The organism is Thalassobacter sp., from assembly GCF_982993085.1.
Window position 1 is genome coordinate 1 of record NZ_CEZFMW010000110.1, and the last position, 12,034, is coordinate 12,034.

The 12,034-nt window shown below is 59.2% G+C and carries 13 protein-coding genes and 1 tRNA gene; 10 read left to right on the plus strand and 4 right to left on the minus strand.

What is annotated here, in order from left to right:
- Positions 1–23 precede the first annotated feature (23 nt).
- From AC4GMC_RS14540 to AC4GMC_RS14555, 4 genes are read left to right on the plus strand one after another with little or no spacing between them, the layout of a single operon-like run.
- A complete protein-coding gene (locus tag AC4GMC_RS14540; RefSeq protein ID WP_487878047.1) occupies positions 24–1,310 on the plus strand; it encodes a SufB/SufD family protein in 1,287 nt (428 codons plus the stop codon).
- A gap of 6 nt (positions 1,311–1,316) precedes the next feature.
- Positions 1,317–1,814: a YIP1 family protein gene (locus tag AC4GMC_RS14545; protein ID WP_487878048.1), complete on the plus strand. Its 498-nt coding sequence runs from the start codon at positions 1,317–1,319 to the stop codon at positions 1,812–1,814.
- The gene (locus tag AC4GMC_RS14550) at positions 1,807–2,412 is read left to right on the plus strand and encodes a Yip1 family protein (RefSeq protein WP_487879366.1); all 606 of its coding nucleotides are present in this window, start codon (positions 1,807–1,809) and stop codon (positions 2,410–2,412) included. The genes AC4GMC_RS14545 and AC4GMC_RS14550 overlap by 8 nt, the downstream gene beginning before the upstream one ends.
- On the plus strand, positions 2,413–3,636 hold the full coding sequence (locus AC4GMC_RS14555; RefSeq protein ID WP_487875984.1) for a cysteine desulfurase: 1,224 nt from the start codon (positions 2,413–2,415) through the stop codon (positions 3,634–3,636).
- On the opposite strand, the gene AC4GMC_RS14560 is transcribed toward AC4GMC_RS14555, so the two are convergent.
- Positions 3,633–4,097, minus strand: a complete 465-nt coding sequence (locus tag AC4GMC_RS14560) for a YbaK/EbsC family protein (RefSeq protein WP_487876006.1) — start codon at positions 4,095–4,097, stop codon at positions 3,633–3,635. The genes AC4GMC_RS14555 and AC4GMC_RS14560 overlap by 4 nt on opposite strands.
- 51 nt (positions 4,098–4,148) lie before the next feature.
- On the opposite strand from AC4GMC_RS14560, the gene glnE reads away from it, so the two are divergent.
- Both glnE and AC4GMC_RS14570 read left to right on the plus strand, forming a co-directional pair.
- Positions 4,149–6,941 (plus strand): bifunctional [glutamate--ammonia ligase]-adenylyl-L-tyrosine phosphorylase/[glutamate--ammonia-ligase] adenylyltransferase, encoded by a 2,793-nt coding sequence (gene glnE / locus AC4GMC_RS14565; RefSeq protein ID WP_487875985.1) that lies wholly within the window; start codon positions 4,149–4,151, stop codon positions 6,939–6,941.
- Positions 6,942–6,982: 41 nt separating this feature from the next.
- A complete protein-coding gene (locus AC4GMC_RS14570; RefSeq protein WP_487875986.1) occupies positions 6,983–7,258 on the plus strand; it encodes a hypothetical protein in 276 nt (91 codons plus the stop codon).
- On the opposite strand, the gene AC4GMC_RS14575 is transcribed toward AC4GMC_RS14570, so the two are convergent.
- Together AC4GMC_RS14575 and AC4GMC_RS14580 are read right to left on the minus strand one after the other, a co-directional pair.
- Positions 7,255–7,419, minus strand: a complete 165-nt coding sequence (locus tag AC4GMC_RS14575) for a hypothetical protein (RefSeq protein WP_487875987.1) — start codon at positions 7,417–7,419, stop codon at positions 7,255–7,257. The two genes, AC4GMC_RS14570 and AC4GMC_RS14575, sit on opposite strands and share 4 nt — an antisense overlap.
- A gap of 139 nt (positions 7,420–7,558) precedes the next feature.
- Positions 7,559–7,635 (minus strand) — tRNA-Ile (locus AC4GMC_RS14580).
- A gap of 164 nt (positions 7,636–7,799) precedes the next feature.
- Between AC4GMC_RS14580 and purM the strand changes: the two genes are divergently transcribed.
- The 3 genes from purM to rnd all read left to right on the plus strand — a co-directional run bounded on the left by purM (position 7,800) and on the right by rnd (position 10,687).
- Positions 7,800–8,846, plus strand: coding sequence for a phosphoribosylformylglycinamidine cyclo-ligase (gene purM, locus AC4GMC_RS14585; RefSeq protein ID WP_487875988.1), 1,047 nt, complete (start codon positions 7,800–7,802; stop codon positions 8,844–8,846).
- Positions 8,843–9,433 (plus strand): phosphoribosylglycinamide formyltransferase, encoded by a 591-nt coding sequence (gene purN / locus AC4GMC_RS14590; RefSeq protein ID WP_487875989.1) that lies wholly within the window; start codon positions 8,843–8,845, stop codon positions 9,431–9,433. Before purM ends, purN begins: the two co-directional genes overlap by 4 nt.
- Positions 9,434–9,508: 75 nt before the next feature.
- Entirely contained in the window at positions 9,509–10,687 is a 1,179-nt protein-coding gene (gene rnd, locus AC4GMC_RS14595; protein WP_487876007.1) for a ribonuclease D, read from the plus strand.
- Here rnd and AC4GMC_RS14600 read toward each other — a convergent pair.
- Positions 10,677–11,138, minus strand: a complete 462-nt coding sequence (locus AC4GMC_RS14600; RefSeq protein WP_487875990.1) for a hypothetical protein — start codon at positions 11,136–11,138, stop codon at positions 10,677–10,679. The two genes, rnd and AC4GMC_RS14600, sit on opposite strands and share 11 nt — an antisense overlap.
- Before the next feature lie 157 nt (positions 11,139–11,295).
- Between AC4GMC_RS14600 and AC4GMC_RS14605 the strand changes: the two genes are divergently transcribed.
- Entirely contained in the window at positions 11,296–11,724 is a 429-nt protein-coding gene (locus AC4GMC_RS14605; protein ID WP_487875991.1) for a SufE family protein, read from the plus strand.
- Positions 11,725–12,034 lie beyond the last annotated feature (310 nt).

Sequence of the window (12,034 nt, forward strand, 5' to 3'; positions counted from 1 at the left end):
GACATTCTGGCGGAGATGGCATAATGGGTCTGCCGGAAACCAAACAATCCGAGACAGAAGCGCGGGTCAACGCGCTGACGATGCCCGGTGGTGCTGCGTGGGCTGTTGAGGCACGCAATGAGGCCTTGGCCCGTGTGCAAGCCAAGGGCATGCCTGCCCGCCGCGACGAATACTGGAAGTTCACCAAACCCGCGCGGTTCGTAAGCGTTGAGCCTACGCCAGCCGCATTGTTCGATGCCCAAGAGGAGCCGATGTTCGACGGTATCGACCGCCTCAAGGTCGTGTTCGTCGATGGCGTGTTCGACGCGGAAGCAAGCGACGATCTGGCAGCGGAAAACCTCGAAATCGGTCGTCTGGCGGATGCCACGCAGGCCGATATTCATTGGGTTAAGGACCTGTATGGGATGTTGGAAACCCGAGGCCAGGATCCGGTGGACCGTCCTCTGGCAGCCCTCAACACCGCGTTTGCGACCGATGGCGTGGTTCTGCGCGCGACCGGCCCTGTGGCACGTCCCGTGAGCATCGAGTATCTGCACGCCTCCGAGACCTCTGACGCGATCTTGCACCACGTCATCCGGGTGGAAGAGGGCGCCTCGCTTACCGTTTTGGAAACCGGTCCCGCTGCTGCGCGCTTTAACAAGTGCATGGAAGTGGACGTGGCCGATGGCGCAGCCTTTCACCACATCCGCATGCAAGGTCGGGATCATGAACGTCAGGCTGTCACGCACTCGTTCGGTCGTCTTGGCCGCGAAAGCGTCTACAAAAGCTTTACGCTGACTGTGAACGGTGTGCTGACCCGCAATGAGCATGTGCTTGAATTGCTCGGTGACGACGCTGTGGCACATATTGCTGGCGCCTGTGCTGGCGACGGCGATTTCCACCACGACGATACGGTGTTCATCACCCACGATGCTGTGAACTGCGAAAGCCGTCAGGTGTTCAAGAAGGTGTTGCGCAACGGTGCTGTTGGCGTGTTCCAAGGCAAAATCCTCGTGAAAGAGGGCGCACAAAAGACCGACGGGTATCAGATCAGCCAGTCGCTCTTGTTGGACGACGACAGCCAGTTCCTTGCGAAGCCTGAGCTGGAAATCTATGCCGATGACGTGGCGTGTTCGCACGGCTCGACCACCGGTGCGATCGATGAAACGGCCTTGTTCTATCTGCAATCGCGTGGCGTGCCCAAAAGCATTGCAACCGATCTGCTTGTGCTCAGCTTTATGGCCGAAGCCATTGATGAGATTGAGGATGAGCGTCTACGCGACGACATTCAGGCGCGGTTAGAGGGCTGGTTGGCCCGTCGGCGCAGCTAAGGCCTGATGCCTATCTCACGCGATATTGCACGCAGCTACGTCCGCCCCCGCGCGGTCGTGGCTGAAAAGCTGGCCGCGGGCCGCCGCGAAGACCAGGTGCTTGCCTATATCATGGGCGCCTGCCTCTTGTTGTTTGTGGCGCAATGGCCTGTCCTGGCTCGCGCGGCACATCTTGAGGACGGCCCTCCCTTGGACGCACGCCTTGGGGGTGCTTTGATGGGGTGGCTCATGATTGCGCCACTGTTCTTTTACATCGTTGCCGCTGTTATCCACGCTTTGGCATGGGTTCTCGGCGGCAAGGGCACATGGTTTACGGCGCGCTTGGGGCTGTTCTGGACGTTACTCGCAACGACGCCTTTGATGTTGCTTAACGGTCTCGTGTCGGGGTTTTTCGGGCCGGGGGCAGAGCAAATGATTGTCGGCACTCTGGTGGTGGTTGGGTTTTTCTGGATATGGATTAACGCAATCATCGTGACCGAAGGCAAGGAGGCCGCCGGTGTTTAAGTTCTCAGACGTGCCGAACCTGATCCTCGAAAGCATTCGTGACCCGCAGGAGGGCGCGACACGCATTTTGTCGTTTGCCCCTCCGCGGGAGGCGCTCTGGCTTTTGTTGGTGTTGGTCGCGGTTTTGTCCACCCTGATGAGCCAAGTGGCCTTTGTGCTTTCGGGGGCAAGTGCGGACGCCTCGATGGGTACGCTCATGGGAACCCCTGTCGGTATGGCTGCGATACAGGCGTTGTTCATCGTGGGCACCGTCTATTTGGTCTATTGGGTGGGGCGCGCGTGCGGCGGGCAGGGCAGTTTCGAAGAAACGCTCCTGCTGGTCGTCTGGCTGCAAGTCATCTTTGTCGCGGTGCAACTGGCACAGTTGGTGCTGGCGATCGTTGCGCCATTCCTGACGCTGTTGGTGCTTGTCGCTTCAGTTGGGCTGTTTTTCTACCTTTTGACGTATTTCGTCCTCGTTTTGCACCGCTTCCAGTCGGCGGGCATGGTTTTCGCGGGGATCGTGATCAGCGGGTTCGGGACTTTGTTTGTTCTTGGCCTCGCAATGTCCATTCTCGGGATCGGCCCCGAGACGCTGTCCACCGGAGGGACATTCTGAATGACCTACAATATTGATGCGATCCGCGCCGACTTTCCGATCCTCGCGCGGGAGGTGAATGGCAAGCCGTTGGTCTATCTGGACAATGGGGCCAGCGCGCAAAAGCCCAAGGTTGTGATTGACGCTATCACCCAGGCCTACAGCCAAGAATATGCGAACGTGCATCGCGGCCTTCATTATTTAAGCAATCTTGCCACGGATAAGTACGAGGCTGTGCGCGGCAAGGTCGCCAAATTCTTAGGCGTGCCGGATGAGAACGAGATCGTGTTCACCTCGGGCACAACCGAGGCGTTTAACCTCGTGTCCTATGGCTGGGGTGCGCATAACCTAAAGGCCGGGGATGAGATCATCCTTTCGATCATGGAGCACCACGCCAACATCGTGCCGTGGCATTTCCTGCGTGAACGGTTGGGGGTTAAGCTGGTTTGGGTCGATTGTGATACCAACGGTGATCTGGACCCACAGGCCGTGATTGACGCGATGACACCCCGCACGCGAATGGTGGCGATCACACATCTTTCCAATGTTTTGGGCACTGTGGTGGATGTGAAATCCATCTGTGAGGTCGCGCGCGCCCGCGGTATCGTGACCTGTGTGGATGGTAGCCAAGCGGCCGTACACATGCCCGTTAATGTTGCCGATCTGGGTTGTGATTTTTATGCGATTACAGGGCATAAATTGTACGGTCCTAGCGGGTCGGGCGCGATCTATATGAAGCGTGCCCGGATGGACGAAATGCAGCCCTTTATGGGTGGTGGTGATATGATCCGGGATGTGCACCGTGATGCGATCACGTGGAACGATCCGCCCATGAAGTTTGAGGCAGGCACGCCGGGTATCGTGCAGCAAATCGGTTTGGGCGTGGCGCTGGATTACATGATGGACGTTGGCATGGAGGCGATTGCCGCCCATGAGACGAGCCTGCGTGACTACGCCCGCACCCGGTTGGATGGGCTGAACTGGCTAAACGTGCAGGGTAAATCTGCGACCAAAGCCGCGATTTTTTCGTTTACGCTTGAGGGGGCGGCACATGCCCACGATATCTCAACCGTGTTGGATAAGAAGGGTGTTGCGGTGCGTGCCGGGCATCACTGTGCTCAGCCTTTGATGGACCATATGGGTGTGCCCGCGACATGCAGAGCGTCCTTTGCGATGTACAACACCACCGACGAGGTGGACGCGCTGGTCGATGCGCTGGAGCTGTGCCACGACCTATTCGCCTAATTGGTGAAATCCGCCTCTATCGCGCCCGTGAGCCGTAAAAGCTGGGCGGGCGCGATGGGAAAAACGTGGCGGGGTGTGCCTGCCGCGGCCCAAATCTGCTCAAATGCGTTTAGACGCGGATCGAAATAGATGGGTGTTGGGTTTAGATGTCCGATGGGCGACACGCCCCCAATGGCAAATCCTGTTTGCGCCCGGACTGTCGCGGCATCTGCGCGGCCCAAATCCTGGCCAGCGACAAGAGCGGCCTTGCTAGCATCAACTTGGTTGCCACCCGCCGTCACGAATAGTACGCACCCTTTAGCCCCCTGAAAAACAATGCTTTTTGCAATCTGATCTATGGCGCAGCCCACGGCGTCTGCCGCCTGTTGGGCGGTGCGCGTTTCTCCGGGCATCTCGACGGGAGTTGTGTTGATATTTGCGTCCAGTAGGACGCGGGCGACGCGTTTCAGGCTTTTGCTCATGAGCGCATTGGGCCGGTTGACGTCGGCAGGTGCAAGGGCAAAAGTCATGCTATGACGTTTCTCTCCCGGCTGACCTGCGCGCCGCGCGCCTATGCTCCCGATATCGCTGCTGATTGCCTTGCGCAGGTGCCTGTTCCCGCAGATGCGCGGGCGCTTGTGTCTGGTGCTTCGGGCTGTAGCCCATTCCTGAGCCGCCTTATGCTGCGTGAGGCTGCGTGGCTTGAGGGGGTGTGGGACACCGCGCCTGAGGCCACGTTGGATGCCGTGTTAGACCGCGTCGCAAACCTTGCGCTGGCAGAGGTTGGCACGGGCCTTCGCCAAGCCAAACGGCAAGTGGCGCTTTTGACGGGGCTCGCGGATTTGGGCGGTGTTTGGCAGGGGCTTGAGGTCACTCAGGCACTGACCCGCTTGGCGGATACAGCAACGCACCGCGCCCTGACCGCCTGTGCCGAGGCGGAAATCACGCGTGGCAAACTACCGGGCGCGACGGTTGATGATATCGCCACTGCTGGGGGCATGGTTGCGCTGGCGATGGGTAAAATGGGCGCGGGTGAGTTGAATTACTCGTCTGACATCGACCTCATTTGCCTGTTCGATGAGACGCGCTTTGATCCTGCCGACTACGGTGATGCGCGCCAATCATTTGTGCGGATCACGCGTCGGGCGATGGCGCTGTTGTCTGAGGCGACGGGTGATGGCTATGTTTTCCGCACGGACCTGCGCCTTCGGCCCGATCCTTCCGTTACGCCTGTGTGCCTGTCGATGGAAGCCGCAGAGCGGTACTATGAGGCGCTGGGGCGCACATGGGAGCGGGCCGCGCACATCAAAGCCCGGTCGGCCGCGGGTGATATCACTGCCGGAGAGGCCTATTTGACCCGGCTGAGACCTTTCGTCTATCGCCGCCACCTCGACTTTTCGGCCATCCAAGACGCGCATGATATCCGGCTCAAGCTGCGTCACGCTAAGCGCGTAGGCGGGCCTTTGGTGTTAGAGGGCCACAACGTGAAACTTGGCCTTGGTGGCATCCGTGAGATCGAGTTTTTCACCCAAACCCGGCAGTTGATCGCGGGCGGGCGCGATCCATCCCTGCAAAAGCGCGGCACGCTTGAGGCGCTTGGGGCGTTAAAATCCGCAGGCTGGATTCCAGAGGAAACCCAGGCGACGCTCTCTGAGGCGTATCTGTGGCTGCGTGACGTGGAGCATCGATTGCAGATGGTCCAAGATGCGCAAACCCATAGCCTGCCTCAAACGGCTGAGGATTTTGACAGGTTGGCCGCCTTTATGGACATGGATGCGACGGATTTGCGTGCACGCCTGACCAAGACGTTCAACACCGTCGAAACCTGCACCTCGGCGTTCTTTGCGCCGAGCAATCCGGCGCCAGAGGTGGCAGATTTGCCATTCTCGGACGAGGCTTTGGCGCAGGTGGATCGCTGGGCGACGTATCCTGCGTTGCGCTCTGAAAGGGGACGAGAGCTGTTTACGCGTCTTCGGCCGAAGCTGCTGCTTAGCCTTGGGCGGGCGGCAAAACCCGATGAGGCCTTGTTCAGTTTTGACGGGTTTTTGCGGGGGTTGCCCAGCGGGGTTCAGGTGTTTTCCCTGTTTGCGGCCAACCCACAACTGATCGATCTGATCGTTGATATTTGCGCAACGGCTCCTGACCTTGCGCGGTACCTGTCACGCAATGCAAAGGTGTTGGATGCGGTGATCGGTGGTGATTTCTTTGCGCCATTACCGGACCGAGCGGCCCTGCGGGAGCGACTAAGCGAAGCGCTTGCCACAGCAGGCGACTATGAGGAGCAGTTGGATACCGCGCGCCGCTGGCAGCAAGAGGCGCACTTTCGGATTGGTGTCCACATGCTGCGCGGTACCATTGATACAGACGAGGCGGGCAGCCGTTACGCGGATTTAGCCGAGGCCGTGGTCCAAGCTTTGTGGCCCGCAGTTGTCGCTGAGTTTGAGACCAAGCATGGGACGCTACCGGGGCAGGGCGCTGCGGTGATTGCGATGGGGTCCCTTGGGGCGCGGCGGTTGACGGCGCGGTCTGACCTGGACTTGATCGTGATCTATGACGCGCCGCCGGATGCAGAATCCACCGGTCCAAGGTCCTTGGCGCCCCGCAGCTATTTTGCGCGGCTCACGCAGGCGCTGATCACCGCTATGACTGCGCCGACAGGGGCCGGGCGGCTGTATGAGGTCGATATGCGGCTCCGCCCGTCGGGCAAGCAGGGGCCGGTTGCGACTGCGCTAAGCAGCTTTGACACCTATCAACGCACCGAGGCTTGGGTGTGGGAGCATTTGGCCCTGACGCGCGCGCGGGTCATTGTAGGCGCACCTGATCTTGCCCAAACACTTGAGACCACCCGCCGTGAGGTTTTGGCACAAAGCCGGTTTGGTGCCGATGACGTGCGTGCCGCCCTTGTGGATATGCGCGCGCGATTTATCGCGGCGGGCCGGGTGGGGCACGCGTCTGCCACCAAATCCGGGCCCGGTCGGATGCAAGAAATCGAGTTGATCGGTCAAGCGAACGCCCTGATCGCGGGTCGACCTGTGCGCAGCACGTCTGGGCAATTGGCGGCGGGGGGCGGCTTTTGCGATCCAGAGGATCAGGCGGAATTGGCCTGCGTCTATGCCCAGCTTTCCCAGTACCAGCAGGCGCTGCGCCTTTTGACAGCTGATGACCCGGACCCAGAAACATTGGGCGTTGGCGGGCAGAGTTTTATCTTGAGCCTTACGGGGCATAAGGCGCTAGCTGACCTGAAAACGTCGCTACATGATGCGCCTGCGCGTGCAGATAAGATCATCACGAAGTTGCTTGCCAAGTCCTGCGCACAGGATACCTAAGAACGGCACGCATCAGGCGGCACAGGGCGATAGGAGAGACCATGACAATGGACGGACGCGCGGATTTTGACCCCAAGGGTTTGGTTTGGGAATCCTTTCGGATCGAAGGCATAACGCTGGAAGAGTGCCGCTCAATCTTCTTGGATTGGGCACTGAGCCTGAGTTCGAGTGAGCCAAAACCCGCGATTGAGGCGCTTTTGCAGCGCCATGTGAATGCGGATGATGATCATCCGATGAAGCAAGTGCTGCGCGAAGGTCTTGCAGAGCAGCCGGCGCCCGGACGACGCGGTGGCCGGGCGGCTCGTGTCAGCAGCTAGGGCTGTTGTTTGAGCCCATCGAGGGCTTGGATCACTAAATCACGCCGGGCCATCGTACGCTTGCGCCGCAACTGGCCGCCGAACATTTCGGCGCCAGCGCGGTCTTGGGCGTAGGCCGCGTAAGTGTTCAACGTAAACAAGATCAACTTTAACCGGTTCATGACTTTTTTCTCCCGCAATTGGGTGGAACGTCTGGGTCGGTGGCCGGTCATCCACCTAGTAGGATGGTAGTGCGGCGTCCTGTCGCATCAACTGCAATTGCAGGGCGACGTCGCACAAACGTCATCAAATGGGGAGGAATGGTAGGCCCGGCAGGACTTGAACCCGCAACCAAAGCGTTATGAGCGCTCTGCTCTAACCAATTGAGCTACAGGCCCCCGGCGGAGCCATTGATCGGCGCCGCACCGTGTGCATATCACGGCCAAAAGGGGGGTCAAGCGACAGACGCATCGTTTGACGATCTTAGCTGTCCGCGCGACAGGGTCCTTTCCTTCGGTGTCTGCCTGCGTTATGCCGCCCGCCATAAGCAACGGAGTGCCCCATGACCGAAAAACCCGGCCTCACTTACGCCGACGCAGGCGTAGATATTGATGCGGGCAACACGCTCGTGGAGCGGATCAAACCTGCAGCCAAGCGTACGGCACGGCCTGGGGTGATGGCAGGTCTGGGCGGTTTTGGCGCCTTGTTTGACCTGAAGGGGGCGGGCTACAGCGATCCGATCCTTGTGGCAGCAACCGATGGCGTGGGCACTAAGCTGCGCATTGCGATTGATACCGGTAACGTCGACGGCGTGGGCGTTGATCTTGTGGCCATGTGCGTCAACGATTTGGTGTGTCAGGGGGCGGAGCCTCTGTTCTTCTTGGATTATTTTGCGACCGGCAAGCTGGAGCTGGGCAGTGCGACGCGCATCATCAATGGCATTGCTGCAGGGTGTGAAGCATCGGGCTGCGCACTTATTGGTGGCGAAACGGCTGAAATGCCCGGCATGTATGACGGTGGTGATTTCGACCTTGCGGGGTTTGCCGTTGGCGCGATGGAACGTGGCGCGGACCTACCTGCGGGTGTTGGTGCGGGCGACGTGCTTTTGGGTTTGGCCTCTGACGGGGTGCATTCGAACGGCTATTCGCTGGTGCGGCGGATCGTGGCGCGCTCTGGCCTCGGGTGGGACGATGCGTGCCCATGGGACGCAGAGCAAACGCTTGGCGCCGCGCTTTTGACGCCCACGCGGTTGTACGTAAAAGGGGCTGTTGCTGCCATCAAGGCAGGCGCTGTGCATGGGCTTGCGCATATCACCGGCGGTGGTTTGACCGAAAACCTACCACGCGCATTGCCCGAAGGTTTGGGCGCGCAGATTGACCTTTCGCGCATCTCGGCGTCGCCTGTGTTTGGTTGGCTTGCGCAAGAGGGCGGCTTGGACGAGGCTGAAATGCTCAAAACGTTCAACTGCGGCGTTGGGATGATCGCGATCGTGCCTGCTGACCGCGCAGCTGATGCGCTGGCGGAGTTTGAAGCCGCAGGGCACGCCGTAACCGAGCTTGGCCAAGTGGTTGAGGGCGCAGGCGTAACCTATTCGGGCACACTCGCGTGAGCAAACGCGTTGCGATTCTGCTGTCTGGTGGTGGATCCAACATGATGACGCTGGTCGACAGCATGACGGGCGATCATCCGGCGCGCCCCTGCTTTGTCGGCTCCAACGATCCAAACGCCGGTGGGTTGGCAAAGGCGGCGGAACGGGGCATCCCGACGGCTGCAGTGGATCACAAACCCTTTGGCAAAGACCGCGGGGCGTTTGAGGATGCGTTGCGCGCGTTGATCGACGCCCATGCGCCCGACATTGTATGCCTTGCGGGTTTTATGCGGGTGCTGACAGCGGATTTTGTGCAAGCCTATGAGGGGAGAATGCTGAACATTCATCCCAGTTTGCTTCCTAAATACAAAGGCTTGCATACCCATGCTCGTGCTCTAGAGGCAGGGGATGCTCAGGCAGGTTGTACCGTGCATGAGGTGACACCCCTGTTGGATGATGGGCCGATCTTGGGGCAGGCCCGTGTGCAGATTGCACCGGGTGATACGCCAGACACTCTCGCGCAGCGGGTCCTGACGCAGGAACATCGACTGTACCCAGCGGTACTGCGCCGGTTTGCATCCGGTGATCGTACGCCCGTTATCTTGTGATTGCTTTCCATTCACCGCGCTTTGTTCTAGGCAGGAGCGGAATTGGACAAGACGAACCTAATGGCCGCTAAAAACATTCCCCTGATCACCACCACCGACCTTCTGGCCGCGTTCTGCGCGCGGGCCGCGAAATATCCCTATGTCACAGTCGACACAGAGTTTTTGCGCGAACGGACCTATTACTCAAAACTGTGCCTCGTGCAGTTGGCCTATCCAGGCGAAGGGTTGGATGGTGACGAAGCAATTCTGCTCGATCCGCTTGCAGAGGGGCTCTCAATGGAGCCTCTTTACGAACTGTTCCGGGATGCGGGCGTGGTCAAGGTGTTCCATGCAGCGCGTCAGGATCTTGAGATCTTTTGCGTGGATGCGGACCTGATCCCTGCGCCGTTGTTCGATACGCAGGTTGCGGCGATGGTCTGCGGCTTTGGGGAGCAGGTTGGCTACGAGACGCTTGTGCGCAAAATCGCGAAAGCCAGCCTTGATAAATCGAGCCGCTTTACGGATTGGTCGCGCCGCCCGCTGACGGATGCGCAGATGACCTACGCGTTGGCGGATGTCACGCACCTACGCACGATTTACGAATTCCTCGCGGCGCGTTTGGACAAAACCGGGCGCCGCGCGTGGGTCGAAGAAGAGATGGCAGTTCTGACGGACCCAGCCACCTACCGCGTGAACCCCGAAGCCGCGTGGGAGCGGTTGAAGATGCGGACCTCTAGCCCGCGCTTTTTGGCGATTGCAAAGGAATTGGCGAGCTTTCGCGAAGCCTTTGCGCAGGATCGAAATATTCCGCGCAGCCGGGTCTATAAGGACGATGCTCTGATGGAGTTGGCATCGACCAAGCCGACCTCGCATCAAGATCTTGGCAAATCCCGTTTGCTACTGCGCGAAGCGCGGCGTGGTGACATTGCCGATGGGATTATTGCGGCCGTCGCCAAAGGGCAGGCGGTACCGCAGGATCAGCTTCCAAAGCCGCCTAAGTCCCGGGATCGGGCTGAGATTAACGCAGGTCTTTCTGATCTTCTGCGCGTGCTGCTTAAGGCTAAGGCCGAAGAAGCCGGTGTGGCACAGAAACTGATCGCGACCGCGTCTGACCTTGATGATATCGCATCAGGCATCCGCACGGGCGATTGGCTAAAGGGCTGGCGCGGCAAAGTGTTTGGCGAAGACGCTTTGCGGCTGTGCAACGGTGAGATTGCGTTGTCGTGCCAAGGCACAGCCGTCAAAATCGTCGAGGTGTCGCAGCTTAGCGGCTGACGGTCCGGCGGTTCTGGCCCGCAACGATTGTGATTGTGCGGGCGCTGCCCAGCGTTTGCGTACTGAGGAATGTACCCGCCAATACTTCGCGCGCAGCGTTCGCGCCGATTGGGGCGGTGGTCACAGGCTGCTTTACACGAAATTCAAATGTCAGCCCTGTGGTGTCGTCGTCTGTATCGACTGGCACCAAAACAGCTTCCCAAAACCCCTGAGTGCTGGCGAGCCCTAAGCTTGAGATGATCGCACCACCGGGAGTAGGTTCAACCTTGAGGTTTAGAACCTGCGCGATCAACACATCGTCACGGATCTCAGCCGCAGTGTCTGGCGTCGCTGCAACGGTTTCACGATCGCCGCCAAACCAGTTGAACGGATTTAGGCGGCTTTCTGATACGCGGCCACAGCCCGCTAAAACCACTGCCGTTACCACGGCTGTCACCATCCACTTGCCCATTTCCTACCCCTGTTTTTGCCGCACTCGTGTTGATTGATGCGTAGCCCAATCCCGCGCCGGAGGAAAGTCCGCAGCCGCACGAGGTGTGTAGGGCATTGGGTCTGGACCTTTGGGTCCTGACGGCCTAGCTCGTTGCCCATAGAAAAAGGAGCCCACCATGGCAACAGAAGCCTTTGAAGAGCTGACAGAGACATTCGAGTTTCTGGACGATTGGGAAGACCGCTATCGTCATGTGATCGATATGGGTAAGGCGTTTCCCCCCTTGGATGAGGCCGTAAAGGTCCCCGCAACCAAGGTGGACGGGTGTGCCAGCCAAGTCTGGATCTTGCCGCGGATCGAGGGGCAGGGGCCAGAGGCGCAATTCGATTTCGAAGGCGAAAGCGACGCAATGATTGTGCGCGGCCTGATTGCTGTTTTGCACGCACTTTATGCCGGCCTATCAGTCAAAGATGTGGCCGCGGTGGATGCACCTGCAGAATTGGCGCGGCTCGGTTTGAATGACCACCTTTCGGCGCAACGCTCTAACGGATTGCGTGCAATGGTTGAGCGTATTCGCAAAACCGCGCAGGAGGCGGCAGAGGTTTAATCTGCCCCAACCTTCAATAATTTAGCCTATTTGACTGGACCAAAAAAAAGGCCGAGCACAAGGCTCGGCCGAAGTCCAACAGGGAGGTGAAGGCGCGAGCCGAAGCTCATCAGCGCCCTCGAGAGATCAAATAGGTGGCAAAGTGCTTTACAACAAGGCACTTTTATGACGCGGTTGCGAATAGCCGCTATGCGTGTGCAGAATACCTAGTCGGTAATGCTGTTTTCGGCGGCTCGTTTGAGCTTACGATAGGCGATGACCTCTTCTTGCACAAAATCCCGAAAGACTTCGACCCGGCGTGAGTGGCGCA